The sequence below is a fragment of the Stenotrophomonas sp. B2 genome (genome assembly GCF_014947095.1).
Classification (GTDB): domain Bacteria; phylum Pseudomonadota; class Gammaproteobacteria; order Xanthomonadales; family Xanthomonadaceae; genus Stenotrophomonas; species Stenotrophomonas maltophilia_P.
The window spans coordinates 251,821-267,574 of sequence record NZ_JADCQA010000003.1 but is presented as its reverse complement, the minus strand read 5'-3'; the positions used below and the strand labels follow the sequence as shown (position 1 = coordinate 267,574).

The 15,754-nt window shown below is 67.6% G+C and carries 16 protein-coding genes; 2 read left to right on the top strand and 14 right to left on the bottom strand.

Features of this window, described 5'->3' with window-relative positions; all coding sequences use genetic code 11:
- Positions 1-10 precede the first annotated feature (10 nt).
- Positions 11-835, bottom strand: coding sequence for an alpha/beta hydrolase (locus IMX13_RS04940; protein WP_065175255.1), 825 nt, complete (start codon positions 833-835; stop codon positions 11-13).
- A 187-nt stretch (positions 836-1,022) separates the two neighbouring features.
- On the opposite strand from IMX13_RS04940, the gene IMX13_RS04935 reads away from it, so the two are divergent.
- Positions 1,023-1,421, top strand: a complete 399-nt coding sequence (locus IMX13_RS04935) for a DUF4124 domain-containing protein (RefSeq protein ID WP_180875333.1) — start codon at positions 1,023-1,025, stop codon at positions 1,419-1,421.
- 70 nt (positions 1,422-1,491) lie between these two features.
- On the opposite strand, the gene IMX13_RS04930 is transcribed toward IMX13_RS04935, so the two are convergent.
- The 13 genes from IMX13_RS04930 to IMX13_RS04870 form a co-directional block, all read right to left on the bottom strand.
- Positions 1,492-2,199, bottom strand: coding sequence for a DUF2968 domain-containing protein (locus IMX13_RS04930; protein WP_065175254.1), 708 nt, complete (start codon positions 2,197-2,199; stop codon positions 1,492-1,494).
- 98 nt (positions 2,200-2,297) lie between these two features.
- Positions 2,298-4,445, bottom strand: a complete 2,148-nt coding sequence (locus IMX13_RS04925; RefSeq protein WP_193395911.1) for a TadG family pilus assembly protein — start codon at positions 4,443-4,445, stop codon at positions 2,298-2,300.
- Positions 4,446-4,453: 8 nt separating this feature from the next.
- Positions 4,454-4,909, bottom strand: a complete 456-nt coding sequence (locus IMX13_RS04920; RefSeq protein WP_193395910.1) for a DUF3613 domain-containing protein — start codon at positions 4,907-4,909, stop codon at positions 4,454-4,456.
- Entirely contained in the window at positions 4,906-5,784 is an 879-nt protein-coding gene (locus tag IMX13_RS04915; protein ID WP_065175332.1) for a Flp pilus assembly protein TadD, read from the bottom strand. Before IMX13_RS04915 ends, IMX13_RS04920 begins: the two co-directional genes overlap by 4 nt.
- 5 nt (positions 5,785-5,789) lie before the next feature.
- Positions 5,790-6,716 carry a type II secretion system F family protein gene (locus tag IMX13_RS04910; RefSeq protein WP_193395909.1) on the bottom strand — a complete coding sequence of 309 codons (927 nt, stop codon included), beginning with the start codon at positions 6,714-6,716 and terminating at the stop codon, positions 5,790-5,792.
- 22 nt (positions 6,717-6,738) lie between these two features.
- The gene (locus tag IMX13_RS04905; RefSeq protein ID WP_193395908.1) at positions 6,739-7,689 is read right to left on the bottom strand and encodes a type II secretion system F family protein; all 951 of its coding nucleotides are present in this window, start codon (positions 7,687-7,689) and stop codon (positions 6,739-6,741) included.
- Positions 7,690-7,691: 2 nt separating this feature from the next.
- A complete protein-coding gene (locus IMX13_RS04900) occupies positions 7,692-9,041 on the bottom strand; it encodes a CpaF family protein (RefSeq protein WP_065182946.1) in 1,350 nt (449 codons plus the stop codon).
- Positions 9,026-10,282, bottom strand: coding sequence for a fimbrial protein (locus tag IMX13_RS04895; RefSeq protein WP_065175248.1), 1,257 nt, complete (start codon positions 10,280-10,282; stop codon positions 9,026-9,028). Before IMX13_RS04895 ends, IMX13_RS04900 begins: the two co-directional genes overlap by 16 nt.
- Positions 10,283-10,309: 27 nt before the next feature.
- Positions 10,310-11,668 (bottom strand): type II and III secretion system protein family protein, encoded by a 1,359-nt coding sequence (locus IMX13_RS04890; protein ID WP_111185926.1) that lies wholly within the window; start codon positions 11,666-11,668, stop codon positions 10,310-10,312.
- A gap of 18 nt (positions 11,669-11,686) precedes the next feature.
- A complete protein-coding gene (cpaB, locus tag IMX13_RS04885; protein ID WP_193395907.1) occupies positions 11,687-12,730 on the bottom strand; it encodes a Flp pilus assembly protein CpaB in 1,044 nt (347 codons plus the stop codon).
- A 19-nt stretch (positions 12,731-12,749) separates the two neighbouring features.
- Positions 12,750-13,226 carry a TadE/TadG family type IV pilus assembly protein gene (locus tag IMX13_RS04880; RefSeq protein ID WP_111185924.1) on the bottom strand — a complete coding sequence of 159 codons (477 nt, stop codon included), beginning with the start codon at positions 13,224-13,226 and terminating at the stop codon, positions 12,750-12,752.
- Positions 13,223-13,768 (bottom strand): prepilin peptidase, encoded by a 546-nt coding sequence (locus IMX13_RS04875; RefSeq protein WP_065182942.1) that lies wholly within the window; start codon positions 13,766-13,768, stop codon positions 13,223-13,225. Before IMX13_RS04875 ends, IMX13_RS04880 begins: the two co-directional genes overlap by 4 nt.
- Before the next feature lie 104 nt (positions 13,769-13,872).
- Positions 13,873-14,052, bottom strand: coding sequence for a Flp family type IVb pilin (locus IMX13_RS04870; RefSeq protein WP_065175243.1), 180 nt, complete (start codon positions 14,050-14,052; stop codon positions 13,873-13,875).
- Between the two features lie 690 nt (positions 14,053-14,742).
- Here IMX13_RS04870 and IMX13_RS04865 point away from each other — a divergent pair.
- The gene (locus tag IMX13_RS04865; protein ID WP_065175242.1) at positions 14,743-15,723 is read left to right on the top strand and encodes a helix-turn-helix domain-containing protein; all 981 of its coding nucleotides are present in this window, start codon (positions 14,743-14,745) and stop codon (positions 15,721-15,723) included.
- Positions 15,724-15,754 lie beyond the last annotated feature (31 nt).

Here is a 15,754-nt window from a genome sequence, read left to right as displayed (position 1 = left end):
CCGCGGGACATCATTTGCGGGCGAACGCCAGCAGGTCGGCGTTGAAGCGATCGGCATGGGTGACGGTCAGGCCGTGCGGCGCGCCGGGGTAGACCGTCAGTTCGGCGTCCTTGATGATCTGCGAGGACAGCTTGGCCGACGCATCGAAGGGGACGATCTGGTCGTCGTCACCGTGCACGACCCATGCCGGCACGTCGATCTTCTGCAGATCTGCGGTGTAGTCGACTTCCGAGAATTCATGGATGCAGTCGTACTGGCCCTTCACACCGCCCAGCATGCCCTGCAGCCAGAACGAATCGCGCATGCCCTGGGTGACCGTGTTGCCGTCACGGTTGGCGCCGAAGAAGGGCGTGGCCAGGTCCTGGAAGAACTGCGAACGATCACCGCCGGTGCCCTTGCGGATGCCGTCGAAGACCTCCAGTGGCGTTCCGGCCGGGTTGCCCGCGGTCTTCAGCATCAGTGGCGGTACCGCACCGACCAGCACCACCTTCGCCACGCGCGCGCTGCCATGGCGGCCGATGTAGTGGGCCACCTCGCCACCACCGGTGGAGTGGCCGACCAGGATGGCGTCCTTCAGGTCCAATGCGTCGATCACCGCGGCCAGGTCGTCGGCGTAGGTGTCCATGTCGTTGCCGTCCCAGGTCTGGCTGGAACGACCGTGGCTGCGCCGGTCGTGGGCGATCACGCGGAAGCCGTTCTGGCCCATGAACAGCATCTGCGGGTCCCAGGCGTCTGAGGACAGTGGCCAGCCGTGCGCGAAAACGACCGGTTGCCCGGTGCCCCAGTCCTTGTAGAAGATGCGGGCGCCGTCGTTGACGGTGATGTAGTTGCTCATTGCGGTTTCCTTGGCGGAAGGGAAGGACGGCGGCGGCGAAGGTGGCCGTCGCCTGTGGCAGTACAGCGCAGAGGCGATGCAGTGGCTTGCACGGCTGTGCTGGATGAGCACGGATGTGACGCGGATCGCTCTGGCGCGCGGCGCTCGTCGTACCGACCATGAGTGCTGGTCGTGGGAGGGGGTGAAGATGAGGACTCTGCCGGGATGGGGGCTGCTGGCCATGCTGCTGGCGACATCCGCAGCGGCGCAGACCCAGGTCTACAAGTGCACGGACGGCGGGCGTGCGCTGTACCAGCAGACGCCTTGCCAGGGGCAGGCGGAGTGGCGCTGGGAAGTGCCCGCCGAGCAGTCGCTGCCGCGCGGCAGTGCGCCGCTCACCGCCGAGGCGACCCCCACGGGTAACGGTGGACGCAGGCCGACGCGGCGATCGGGCCGTGCACAGGGGGCGTTGATTCCGATCAGTGCGGATGCTGCGGCCTGTGCACGGGCGCGCAGGATGCGCACGGAGGCGCTGGCCAGAACGCGCCGGGCGGATTTCGTCCAGCGCAGGCAGTGGGACGATGCCGTGTTCGAGGCCTGCCGCTGAATCGGGTCGCAATCAGGCCAAAAACGACAACGGCGCCGTTCGGCGCCGCTGTCGGGTTCTGTCGGGGGATTCAGCGAACGTCGCTGGCCGCTGCCGGCGCGGGTGTGCTGTCCGGCTTCGGCAGGCTCAATTCGGGGTTGCCCTGTTCGGCCTGCAGGATCTGGATGCGGCGCTGCAGGGCGTCCAGCTGGCTGTTGGTGCTCTGCACATCGGTGCTCAGGCTGACGGCCTGCTGCTGGGCCTGCTGCAGTGACGCGCTGACCTGGGCCGACTGCGCCTGCTGCTGCTCCATTTCCTGCTGCAGGGTACGCAGGCGCTCTTCGTTGTAGGCCACCAGGCGCTCGGTATAGCGCTTGCCGGCTTCCAGGCGGGTGGTATCGATGTAGACCTGCGCGAGCTGTTCGGTCTGCTGCACGAACGTGCGATAGACCCGCTCGGCGTTGTCGACGGCATCGGTCTTGATGACGCGCCAGAAGTTCTTTTCCTGGAACAGGGCGACGTAGTAGGTCAGGGTACTGGCATTGAAAAGCAGGCTGGCGCCGTAGTTGCCGTTGTACGTGGTACGCAGTTCGGTCAGCTGGCGTGCGTCCATCAACTGCTTGAGCTCGTCCACCGTGTTGCGTACCACGGGTGCGCTGCTGCGTACCGGTTCGGCTGCGGCTTCGCGGCTGCTGCGCGCCGCCAGTGCGGACGGTGCCGCCAGCAGCATGGCCACGGCCAGCAGTGCCGCGCCGCGCGCGTGGCGGGCGAAGACGGTGCCCCCTGAAGTTTCTCGCATGTCTGGACCATCCACGGATGAGTGTGGGTTGAGATGGAAGTGTTCCCCGCCCGGGAGTCTAGCATGCGCGGCGGCGGCGCCAAGGGCGCCGGCCCGGCTCAGAACACAAGCTGTGCGCCATTGCACTGGATGGACTGGACGTTGACATCGGTGCGGCCCAGCTCCAGCCCCAGCAGGCTGGCCAGGGTCGTGCTCAGCAGGGAGCCGACGGTGTTGAGCACCGGCTTGAGCGCGGCCAGCACCGGGTTCAGCACGGTGCACAGCACACCGCTGCAGGACACGTTGTTGCCGGGCGCGGTGACACCGCCGCCGGCCGCCGCGTCGAGGAAGCCGTCCGGGGCGGTCTGGATGTACGAGGCCAGATTGGTGCGGACGCAGCCGTTGTAGTCGATCAGGTTGCCCAGCAGGCTGTCGCAGCGGTTGATGAGCAGCCCGCCGACCAGTGAGCCGAGCAGCCCGTCGAGCAGACCCAGGCCCTGTCCCGTCACGGTGGCGCGGTAGCCTGCCCAGACCGAGCCATCTTCCCAGCAGGTGCCCAGCCCGATCAGGCAGGGTTTTGGCACGCCCTTCTTGACCGTCCAGTTGCCCAGCGGTGCCAGGTTGCGCGACGGGTCGCCGTCGCGCAGCAGGGGAATGAGCTGGTCGACGTTGTAGCGGCCGCCCGAGGGGAACGCTGCCTGCAGGTAGCGGTCGGCCAGTGCCTTGGCCGTGTCGTTGGCATTCATGCCCTGTGCCGGCGAGCTCAGCATGCCCGACAGGACACGCAGCAGCTCGTTGACCAGGTGCGAGACCGCGTCACCGACGGCCAGGGGATTGATCCGGGTGGTGCCGGTCTGGCCGGCGGCCAGGGTCAGGCTCTGCGTGCCGGTCAGCGCCGGCAGGGTGATCTTGTCGTTGATCAGCGGCCGTCCCAGCAGTGTCAGCAGTTGTTCGTTCTGCAAGGTGGCGTCGCAGACATTGCTCTTGGAGAAACGGTCGGCGGCATTGACCTTGCCGACGCACGCGCGCAGTACCGAGGAGTCCACCTGGATGGTGGCGGTGGGCGGTGCCGCGCTGCACTGGATGCTGGTCAGTGTTCCCATCGCGTTGGCCACGTCCACATGCAATGGCAGGTGCAGGCGCGTGCCCAGCAGGTTGAGCAGTGGCCCCACCCCGAACAGGCGGTCGCTGTCGACGTCGACCATCAGCCGGACCTGTGCGTTGTAGGCCCGCGAACCGACACCGCCGATGGCGATCGACGGCGGTTCGACAACACCTGCCTTGATATCCATGCCGAGCAGGTTGAGGTTCGGCACCGCTACGCCATTGCCATCATTGGCGATGGAGATGGCTGCATTGACCAGGTCAAGCACGTTGATCTGCGACTGCAGCGCACTGCCCACCGTGCCGTCGGGAGAGATCACCTCGGCGAACAGTCCGCCGCCGCCGTTCTGGCTGCCCAGCGCGATATTGACCCGATTGATGTCAAGGCGGGTGGCCACCAGGTCGGACAGCGCACGCAGCTGCACGCCCGCGGTGGTGCTGCGGCCGACCACCGTGGCGGTGGCGTCCACCAGCCGTGCCAGTGAAACCTGGTTCAACGACAGCAGGCGATTGAAGTCGGCCACGCTGAGATTGGCAGTGACCGGAATGCCGAGCGCATTGAGCAGGCCTGACGGTGTGATGTTGGCCTGCGCCAGTCCGTCGTACGACAGCACCGTGGCGTTGGTAACGTCCAGCCCCACCAGGCGCAGGGTGCCCATCAAGGGCGAGTTGCCGTTCGTGCGCAGCAGCTGCGAACCCACCGCGAACACCGCCGTCGGTTCCGAGCGGCGCGCCACGGCCTGCACGGTGATGGTCGGCAGGCTCTCGTTCTGGCCGAAGAACGGCAGCACGCTGCGGGTCGCAACCACCCGCACCGCATTGCGTGGATTGCTGGCGTCGACCGTCTCGCTGAAGCGGTTGCCTCCACGTGCGGCGCTCCAGTTGCCGCAGCGGACCTGCACCGTGCCGGGGAACTGGTTCTGCGTGAGTGCGCTCTGCCGCGCGGCGCTGTTGTCGCCGTTGCTCGATGTACACAGCTCAAGTCGCTGCGCACCTGCCAGCGCCGCCAGGTCCACGACCTTCTGCGCATCGCGCTTGGCCCAGAACAGGAAACCGACCTCGATCAGACCCAGCATGGCCACCAGTGCCAGCATCACCAGCATCATGGTGACGGACATGCCGCCGCGCGGGCGGTGGAAGCGGGGCTGGCGAGAGCGGTTCATGGCATGCCTCAGCGTCCGGAGTTGGAGGTGCTCTTGGAACTGCCGACATCCGTGTCGAAGAAGGCGGGGATGTCCTGCTCGAAACTCTTCAGGTAGCGCGCGTAGCTGGCGGTTGCCTGGTCGCCGAGGATCGGCAGCCGCGCGCCCGCCTGTTGCCCGGACGCCTGCAGCTGGAACAGCTGGCGCGTGGCATCACCGACCTCGTTGCGCCGTGGCGCAGCCGGTGCGGCGGCCACCGGAGCAGGAGGCGCGGTTGGCATCGCCGGGGGCGGCGCAGGCGCCGCCAGGTCGACGGTTGCCAGTGCTTCGGCCTGCTGTGGGGCGACGGCCGGGCCGGCGGCCTGGCCGCCTCCCAGCATCTGGCCGGTCAGCGGCGCCTGTGGCGCCTGTGCGTGGGCTCCCGTGGCAAGCAGGCAGCAGGTGACCGCAGGCAGCAGGCGTCGGATCAGGGTCATGGCGGTCATGGCGTGTTCTCGGTCGGGTGGTCGGACGTGCCGAAGCGCTCCAGCATCGACGGCGGCAGACGGGAGGGATCGCGATCGCGGGCGTCACGGCGTGTTTCGGCCGCCAGCCGGCTGCCGGCCGGGGCGGGGGCGCGGGATGGCACAGTGGCGATCCGTGCCGTGCTGCTGGCCGCCGATGCCTGGGCTTGGCGCTGCTGCAGCCGGCTGCGGATCTGCTGGGCCTGCTGCTGGATGCTGCGCCGGGTGTCTTCGTTGAGGTTGGCCTGCGCAGCCAGGCGTTCGGCCGTGGCGTTGTCGCCGCGCAGGACCGCCCACAGCGCCAGGTTGGCGGTCGCCTTGGCGTTGCCCGGTGACAGTTCCAGTGCTTTGGCCAGCGGCTCGCGGGCCTGATCGAAGCGGCCGGCACGCAGACGCGCATACCCCAGGTCACCCAGGTAATCGGTATTCAACGGCTGCAGCTGGGTGGCGCGGGCCAGCGACAGTTCGCTGCCGGCCTCGTCATCGCGATGCGCGGCGATCAGGCCCAGGCCATGTGCCGCGGCGGCGGCCTGCGGCCCGCTGCTGAGTTCGCGGTACAGCGCGGCCGCGGCGTCGGTCTGGCCGGTCTCGCGCAGTGCATTGGCCTGCAGCAGGCGCAGCGCCGGAGGATCGCCGTAGCGCTGGCGGAATGCATCCACATGCGCCAGCGAGGCGTACCATGCCCCTTGCAGCTGCATGCGCTCGATCAGCTCAAGGTAGGCATTGCGGCTGTCCTGCGGCGCGGGCCCGGGCTCGGCCAGGGTGGGCGCGCGCAGGTACTTCGGGGTGGACGAGGCGCATCCCGCGACGGCAGTGGCAAGAGCAAACAACAGACAGGCGTGGCGCAGAGCAGGCATGACGGTCATCCCATGTTCGACAGGGTTTTGGCCAGCGCGACCAGCGCAGGCCCGGCCAGCACCAGCATCAGTGCAGGCAGCAGGGTCAGCATCATCACCACGGTCATCTTCACCGAGAGCTTGCCGACCTTCTCTTTCAGCGCATTGCGGCGCTGTTCGCGCAGCCGGATGCTGAACTGGCGCAGCGGCTCCTGCACCGCGCCGCCGTGGGCGTGCACCTGCAGGATCAACTGCACCAGGCTGGACAGGTCGTCATCGCCGTAGACATCGCTGAGCCGGCGCAGCGACTGGGCGCGAGTGCGTCCATGGGTGTAGGCGACGTTCGCCTCCTGGATCTCGCCACCGAGCACCGGCAGTGCGTCGCGCAGCTTGTCGCCCAGCGTCTGCAGGCTCTGATCCATGCTGAAGCCAACCCCCTGCAGCAGGCGCAGCAGGTCGATCAGCAGCGGCAGCTCGTTGTTGACGGCGCGCCGCCGCCGTTTGACCCACGCGGCCAGCACGAACTTGGGCAGCAGCAGGCCGGCGGCGAGCGCGCCGACGATCACCATGATCCGGGCCAGGCCGGTGGCATCGCTCACGGCCAGGGTCAGCGCCAGCACCAGTACTGCCAGCAGCAGGCGCAGGCCCAGATAGATCGCCGTGCCGCGACGGGTGTTCCAGCCGGCCAGATCAAGCAGCAGGCGATCCTCGCCTGCCAGCAGTGCGGCTTCCAGGCGCCCGCCGCTGAGCGTCCGTCCGAAGCGCTCCAGCCAGCCCAGTGAATCCCTGCGGGCTGCGTCATCGGCGACCGGGTCACGTGGCTGCAATGCGGTCTTCAGCGTTGCCGCACTGCGGTCCTCGCGATGGCTGCGGACCCAGCCACCCACACCGAGCAGGGCGACGCCGGCGGCCAGGACCAGCAGGGCCAGTGCGAACCAGGCAGTTGCGCTCATCGGGAACCTCCGCTGCGGATGCTCATAGCGACTTGGCCAGGCGATACAGCAGGAAACCACCGAGCAGTTCCAGGCCCAGGGCGATCAGCAGGATCTTGTGACCGAGCGGATCGTGCAGGACGGGCTGGAAGAACTCGGGGCTGGAGATCGCCATCAGTACCGCGCTGGCGGGCGGAAGCAGTCCCAGCACCCAGGCCGACATGCGGGTCTCGGACGTGGTGGCTGACAGCTCCTGCTGGGCCTGCTCCAGGTCGCGCATGAAATCGCCCATGCGCTGCAGGATCTGATCGGCGCGGCCGCCGATGCGGACGCTGACGCCCATCACCACGGCCAGCACCTTCAGCACCTCCATCCGATAGGGCTGCGCGGCGAGGTTCAGTGCGCGGTCCAGGTCCATGCCGCCCCGCGCGTATCGCACCGTGGTGTCCAGCAGCTCACGCAGCGGCGGCGTCGCCTGTTGCGACGCGACCTGGAAGGCCGACTGCAGGCTGTTGCCGAGCGCGGTCAGGCGGACCAGGTTGTCGAGGAAGTCCGGCAGCTGATGAAGCAGCTTGGCCTGCAACTTGGCGGTGCGGCGCATGATCCACAACCAGCAGCCCAGCAGGTACAGCAGCAGCGTCAGCGGCAGCATCCATGCCGTTCCCAGCCGCAGCATCGCGAACAGCGAGAGGGCCAGGCCGGGCACCAGCAGCATCAGCGGCACCTTCCAGCCGGTGGCGAGGCCCGCGCGTTGCAGCAGGCCATTCCAGGGCAGCGCGCGACGGCCAGCTGCTGCCGGCAGCGGCCGCGATCCATCGTCGGCCGCAGCCGCGTTGCTGCCCGGGCCCGCGCTGCCACGTGCCAGCTGCTGTTCGGCATGCTGCAGGGATGCCTGCCGCTGTTCGCGGCTGTTGGCGGTGCCCCACAGCCATACCGCCAGCGCCAGCAGCACCGACACGATGCTCAATACGCCCAGCAGCAGGCCGGTTCCCATGTTCAGTAGTCTCCGTAGAGGGATTCGCGCAACAGTTGGCGGAACGGCTCGAGCTTGTGCGAGTGCGGCTGGAAGCCCAGCCCGATCCAGCGGTCGGTCTCCTTGCCACTGCCGTCGATCTGCACTTCGTGGCGGAACATCTCCTGGGTGGTGATCAGGTTGTCGCTGACGCCGGTGATCTCGGTGATCGATACCAGCACGCGCCGGCCACTGCCGAGGCGCGAGATCTGCACGATGAAATCGATCGCGCTGGCGATCTGCCGGCGCAGGCTGTCTTCGCTGCCCTGGAACCCGGCGAAGCCGGCCAGCATCTCGATGCGATAGAGACAGTCGCGCGGCGAGTTGGCATGGATGGTGGCCATCGAGCCGTCGTGGCCGGTGTTCATCGCCTGCAGCATCTCCAGCACTTCCGCGCCGCGCACCTCGCCGACCACGATGCGGTCGGGGCGCATGCGCAGGCTGTTGCGCACCAGGTCACGGATGCTGACGGCGCCCTGTCCCTCCGCACCACCGATGCGGCTCTCCAGGCGCACCACGTGCGGATGGTTGAGCGAGAGCTCGGCGGTGTCCTCGACGGTGATCACGCGCTCGGTGGGTGGCACGTAGCTGGCCAGGGCGTTCAGCAGCGAGGTCTTGCCCGAGCTGGTGCCGCCGGAGACCAGGATGTTGCAGCGACCCAGCACCATCGCCTTCAGCAGCGCCTGCATCGGCGCATCGAAGGTGCCCTTGGCCAGCAGTTCATCGGGCGTGAAGGGGTCCTTGCGGAACTTGCGGATGGAGACCATCGGGCCGTCCACCGCCAGCGGCGAGATGATCGCATTGAGGCGGCCGCCGTTGGGCAGGCGCGCATCCACCATCGGGTTGGAGTCATCCAGGCGCCGGCCAAGTGGCGCGAGGATGCGGCGCAGGATGCGCAGCAGATGGGTGTCGTCGGTGAAGCGCTGGGTTGCGCGTTTGAGCTGTCCGCCCTGCGAGACGTGCACATCCTTGAAGCCATTGATCAGGATGTCTTCGATGGTGGGATCATGCAGCAGGTCGTCCAGCGGGCCGAAGCCGGTCAGCTCCTTGACCAGGCCCTCGGCCACCACCTGCATCTCCTCTTCATTGATCGGGATGCGCCATTCCTGGATGAAACCCACGGTCTGCACCTGCACCCAGCGCGCGATCGTGTCCGGAGCCCAGGAATCGATATCGATGCGCTCGTCCTCGATGCTGTTGAGCAGGTGCTCATGTGCCGCGGACAGCACCTTCTGGTACTGCTCGGTCTCTGCGAACGGCAGATTGCCCGCAACGTGGTCAGGAACGGTGTGGCGGGCGACGGCGTGCGGAAACGGGGTTACTTTGTCTTCCATTGCGATCCACCCAGGGCAAGGGCAAGTCTTTCCCGCAGGCCGTGCGTCTGGACCGGGCATGCAGCCGGATCCAGGCGTTGGACGAGCGGGGCGAGGGCACGCAGGTACGGATCACGCGGCGCGTCCTGCAGCAGCAGGTGGCCGTGGCTGGCGGAGGCACGTACGCGTGGTCGTTCGGGGAGCGTGGCCAGCAGTGGAAGCTCGAACCGTCGGGCGATCTGCTCCGGGCTCATGCCGCTGCTGTCGTCATGGCGGTTGATCACCAGTTGCAGGCGCTTCTCCCGTTCGCGCTGGCCGGACAGATGCTTGAGCGCATGGTCAAGCGAGACCAGAGTGGCAATCGAAGCGTCCGCGACCAGCCAGATCTCGTCGGCCTGGTCCAGCAGCAGCGGTGGCAGTTGACGCAGCGGGCAGCCGCCGGCGTCGCACAGCACGCTGGCAAACACGCCGCGCAGCCGCTGCAGCAGGGCGCCCGGATCGGACGGCGGAAGCGCATCGCTGCCGCTGGCGCGGTCGAGCAGGACCAGTCCGCTGTCATGGCGCGCCATTGCAGTGCGCGCCAGGGTGGCGTCGATGCGGCTGGCATTGCGCAGTGCGTCTTCGTAGTGGAAGCGGCTGTCCAGATTGAGGTAGAGCGCCAGATCGCCTGCCGGCTGCGCCAGTTCCAGCAGCAGACCGTCCTGGGTGCTGGCCTCGCCCTGCGCCAGTGCATGGGTCTGTTGTGCAAGCACGGCCAGATGCGCGGCCAGTGTGCTGGTGCCGACCCCGGCACGTACGCCCAGCAGCAGGATCAACCGCGCCTTGTGCGGCTGGTGTGCGGCAGCGGCGGGCCGGGGCGAGAGCGCGCGGCGCAGCGCGGCCTCGATGCCGGTGTTGTCGCTGTCCAGGTCGAGCACATCGCGCAGGCCGGCGCGCAGCGCCATCACCACGCCTTCGACCTGCCCGGCACTGGTGGCGCCAACGGCGACCAGCGCAAGGTCCGGCTGGGTCTGCTGCAGCTGCTGCGCCAGCACGGTCGAGGCGGCGGCGTGCTCGGGGCGGAAGTCGAGCAGTACCAGATTCTGCGGACCGCGTTGCAGGTCCTGCGCGGATGTCGGCTCACCGCTGTCCTGCCAGTGCAGGGTGGTGGCAGGCGGCAGCTTGGCCGCCAGCCGCGGCAGCAGTTCGCGATCCATCCCGTACAGGACCAGGTTCATCGGCGGTCCTTGCGGATGCAGCGGCTGGGCAGTGGCGTAGGGCATGGGCGTGGTATCGCAGGCATCATGGATTCAACGTGAGAAACCGGGCACCGGGTCCTGGCTGACCGGACCCAGCAGCCAGGAACCCCACTCAGGCAGGTTGGGCCGGGCCTCGCGCTCGCCTGGCAGTGCCAGCTCGGCATTGCGGGCGAGGGGCTGCACCAGCCGTGGCGTGACGATGATCACCAGTTCCTTGTCCTGGCGCTTGTAGTCGAAATCGCGGAAGAACGAGCCGATGATCGGCAGGTCGCCCAGCAGCGGGATCTTGTTCACCGTGGAGGCCACCGTCGAGCTGACGAGACCGCCGATCACGAAGCTCTCGCCATCGCCCAGTTCCACCGTGGTATCGGCACGGCGGGTGCTGATCGACGGAATCTGCACACCGTTGAGGGAAATGGCGTTGGTGTAGTCGAGGTCGCTGGCTTCCGGCGCCACCTTCAGGGCGATGCGGTTGGGCGCGAGCACGGTCGGGGTGACGGTCAGGCCGATGCCGAACGGCTTGTAGGTGATGGTGGTGGTCCCCAGGCCCTGGGGTTCGAGGATCGGCAGTTCACCACCGGCGAGGAAGCTGGCGCTCTGGCCGGACAGCGCGACCAGGGTCGGCTCGGCCAGCACCCGGGCCATGCCATTGGACTGCAGCAGATCGAGGTCCGCGTTCCACAGGCCCTTCGTCGAGCCGAACACCAGGCGGAAGGCCGACGAGATGGGCGATTCCGATTCGTTGCTGGAATTGCCCTCCTGCATGCCGGGCAGCACGCCGGTGTTGCCCGGCAGGATGCCGCCCGGACGAGCGAAGCCATAGGCAAAACCGCCGTTGCGGTTCTGGAAGCTGATGCCGACCTGTTTCAGCGCGGTCTTGTTGAACTCGACCACCTTCACCTCGACCTGGACCACACCGCCGCTGGCGATGGTGGAGGCATCGGCCAGCTGGCCATCCTTGCCCAACGCCATCGCGGCCGCCTTCTGTTCCTGCATGTGCGATAGCGCGCTGTCGGTGCTTCCCTGCAGCAGGCCCTGCTGGTCCTGCTGGGTGAACACCAGGCCGCTGGAACCCGCATCGGCCGCCCCCTGCACCGCGCTCTGCACGCGGACCTGCACGCGCTGTGGCTCCGACTGCTTGCGGTGCCACAGCAGCAGGGTCGTGGTGCCGGGGGCCTTGCCGACCAGCAGCGCCTGGCGCTGGCCACGCAGCATCACGATATCGGCGACGCCCGGATCGGCGATGGCCACCCGTTCCAGGTCCGCGGGCAGTGTCCAGGGCCGCTGTTCGCGGGCCTGCAGCACCAGGTCGTCAGCAGCCACGCTGGTCGCAGGCGCCAGCAGCACCAGCAGCAGAGCGAGCCAGCGCTGGCGGGAGGAGGGGCGTGGACTCTGGCGACGTTCGGTCATGGAAGCTCTCGGTGCAGGTCAAAGGGAGCCGCGGGGCGCAGAACCATCGCCGCGGATGATCTCGATTCCGGATGCGCGCGGCGCGCTGCGGCGGGCGGCGGGGGGCTGTGCCGGGGCGTCGTTCACCGTGCGTGCGCGTGCGTTGCTGCGACCGGCCAGGGCATCGCCATCGATGCCGGCGAAGGCGTGGTTCTCGGGGCGCTGCAACGCCAGCTGCTGTTCCGCGTCCAGGCCACGCAGCGGGTCGATCACACCCCGCGCCTGCGGGAACAGGGCCAGGTCGGGCTGGCCGGCGTCGGCGGGATTGCGCAGCGCGAGGTAGAGCTTGCCCTGCTGCGCGCCCAGCAGCAGCCGGTTGGCATCGGCCACCGGCACCGCCAGCACGGCGCTGCGGGCCGGCTGGGCTGCGTCACCGCTACTGCCGCCACCGCTGCTGGCGTTGCTGGTGATATCCGCCGCGCGCGGGTCTGCACGGTTGCTGGTATCGGCGCTGGCATTCGTGCTGCCCGCGTTCGGGGCGATGTCCTGCTGGCCATAACTGAGCACGCGCAGGCGCGACAGCAGAAGGCGGGTCTGTGCGGCGTCGGGTGCCGCGTTGTAGCTGGCAGGTTCGCTGCGCAGGTTGAGGAACACATCGACGAAATCGCCCGGCAGGATACGGTTGCCGGCACCGACCAGTTCATCCACCGGCACCGCCAGTGCACGCTCGCCGGGCCGCAGCTGCAGCGAGAAGCCCTGGGCCAGCACTGCGTCGCTGATGGTGCTGCCTTCGGCGATGTCCTGCACCGGCACCTTGCCGACCACGGCGGCCAGGTCGGCGGCGGCACCCGGCACGGCTGCGCTTCGACGGGCCAGGCGCACGCCATTGGCTGTGATCGGTTCACCGGCCGGCAGCCGGGCGATGGCCTCGACCACCGTAATGGCCTGTGCGTCGGCGTGAACGACCGGAGCCGCGCTTTCCGTCGAAGGGGCGGGCCTGCGGCCGATCACGAATGCGATCAGCGCCAGCAGCACCGCGAGTGCGATCAGAGCGATGGCGGCGATGCGGGTCAACTTGAGCATGGAACCGTCTCCTGTACCGTCAGTTTCCGGAGCCGAGGTCGAGCTGGGCGACCGCGACGCTGCGGATGGGGGCCCGCATCACCCAGCCGTAAAGCGTGGCGGTGCCGGGGAAGAAAGGGTGGGCGGCGTAGTCGTAGCGGACCGTGACCGTCATGCACTGCGCGGTTGCCATGCCCGCGCACGGTGCCTGCGCCGAGACCTGGATCGGACCGGTGCCGCCGGCGCTGCAGTCGGGGTTCTGCCTGGAGAACTGCAGCAGCCATTGCATCGACTGGCGTGCTGCGACGCACGCGGCGGTGCGTCGTTCGTTGGCGGTTCCGAAGCGCAGCGATGCGCGCGCGCCTTCGGCAGCAGCCGTTGCAAGCGTCTGCTGGGCAGCCATGATCAGCACGCCGGAAAAAGTGAACAGCAGCAGCGGCACCAGGCCGAGGATCATCATCAGCGCGTATTCGACGGCAACCACGCCACGCTGGCGCCGCGGACCGAGGGTGTTCATGCGAGACCTCCGTAGGTCGTGGCCAGGAGCCAGCCGATCGCCGCCAATGCGAGGTAGGCCGCATAGGGAATGCCGCGGCGCCCCTGGCGGGCAGCCTCCATTCCGCGCAATGCGGGGTGTGTCTGCCATTGCTCGCTGGCGCGCGATACCTGCAGCTGCACGCGCATCGGCAGGTGCATGCCCAGCTGACGCCCGAGCAGGATCGCCACTGCGTGGGCGCCGGCGGCAAGGCTGGCCACTACCCATATCGGCAGCAAGGCATGCCATCCCAGCAGCAGGCCGAGCACGGCAAAGAATTTCACGTCGCCTGCGCCCATCCAGCGCAGTGCGTAGAAGGGCAGGAGCGCGAGCAAGCCGGCAACGGCACCGAGCAGGTGCGCCGGCCATGGCAGTCGTGGCTCACCAAATTGCCCGGCGACGAGCAGAGGTATCGCGAGCGCGCACGCGGCCAGCAGCCAGGCATTGGGCACCCGGCGGGCATACAGATCGCTGATCGCGATCCGCAGGCACACACCGATGGCCAATAGTCCCAGCAGTGTCATCGCACTCCCCTTCGTCCGTCACTGGACCGTCTGCAACCGCATCCCGGCCTGCGGCCACCGTGGTCGCGGATGGCGCGACCAGCGGTGGTGCGTCCGCAGGTCGCTCAGGTGGTTGCTTCGGTGGCGATTGCCGAAAGGCGGGTGAACAGCGTGGTGAAGAATTCCGTGATCTGGGTGCGGCCCACGGCAATCAGGATGCCGGCGATCACAGCGGCCAGCAGCCCGTACTCGAGTGCGGTCACGCCATCTTCTTCTTTCAGGAACTTGCGGATGGAAGCGTTCATGACGGTTGTCTCCCTCTACCTGTCAATGGCAACAAGACACCTGCATCGGCCGGTTGCCCGACTCCGTCGGGACCGTCCATGGACCTCTGCCATCCTGGCGGAGGTGGCAATGCGGGACTGTCCCGCATCGCTAAAGCAGGGTGATCTCCGCCAGGGAGTGCAGCGACCGCGCATGTGCGACCGCGCGGCACCAGGCCGGTGGTCGCAACGTCATCGAGCAGCGCGTGCATCGTCATGCTGTCCCCTGGGTGTGACCGCATCGGAGCGGTTCGATCACCGTGATACCGACTTTGCCTGAATGGCGGCCGGGTGCAACCGGAACCTATATGCAAATTCGGCAGGAATCTCTTATTCCTGATAATCGGTTGCTTATTCTGTGATGAAGCGCCGTTCCCAGGCGTAACGATTCATCGTGATGTTAATAATGTGACCCGGGTTAACGCATGCGAGAATCGTGCCACTGGCGCCCACATTTCCTTCACGCCGGGCGCGGGTTGCTGTATTCCCGTGCGACCTGTTTACCTGCGTGGATTATCGGGCATACTCGTATTCAAGGTTTGGTACTTTCAAGGTGGAGCCGGCCAGTGGCCGCATCCATCACGGCAACGGATGATGCTCTTGGAAACCGCGCGCACCTGTAGGGCAGTGGGGGTTGCGGCGGGCAGCTGACCAACGGGGGACGACACTGTCATGGTTGATGGTGGGGTGGTTGACAGCGACGACGGCGAGCTCCGGTCGATCGACCTGGCCACGCTGAGCGGTGTGCTTCGCGTATGCGATGTGGAACTGTTGCTGCTCGACGGCAATGGTCCGCGCGCGGCGTTCGCTTCGCGCGTGCATGAGGAGGCCCTGTTCTGCAGCATCAGCTGCGGATTCCATTGCCGTGGCCGCTTCATGCTGCCGCCGGACTGGGCGATGCTGGGGTATCTGCAGGCCACCGACGAGGCGGTGAGCTGGTGCCATGGCGTACCGCTGGCGGCCGGGATGGCGTTGACCGTGCTTCCCGAAGGCATCAGTGAATTCACCCTCAGCCCCGGTACCCGCTTGACCCTGATGCTGGTGCCGGTATCCCGCGTGCAGCGCAAGCTGACCGAACTGAGCCTGCGCAGCACACCGCCGGCGGGACAGGCGCTCTCGCTGTTCAATCTGTCCGGTGATGATGCCCCGCTGGCGCTGCATTACCAGCAGCTGCACCAGCAGCTGGGGCAGGGTGCCAGCCTGCAGCCGGAGGAAACCGAGCGGCTGCTGCATGAGCACATCCAGGCCCTGCTGGGTGCCGGTGCCGTCGATCGCCCGGGGTGCAGCCGCGCACGGCGTACGCATTACCTGATCGCCCAGCGCGCCGAGAATTTCATGCGGCTCAACCTGCGTCGCAATATATACATGAATGAAATCTGCGACGCCGCCGGTGTCAGCGAGCGTGGCCTGCGCTATGCATTTGAAGATCTGTTCGGTACGTCGCCCAACCGTTATCTGTCCATGCTGCGCCTGTGTGCAGCATGCCGCAGCCTGTCGATGGCCGACTCCAGCAGGCGTTCTGTCAAGGCGATCGCGCTGAGCTGTGGCCTGTGGGATCTCTCCCGCTTTGCCGACAATTACCGGAAGGTGTTCGGTGAACTTCCGCGGGATACCCTGATGCGTGCACCCGCGCAGTTGGGCCAACCGGCCTGAGTCTTGCCCCACAGGGGCTTTCACGGCATTG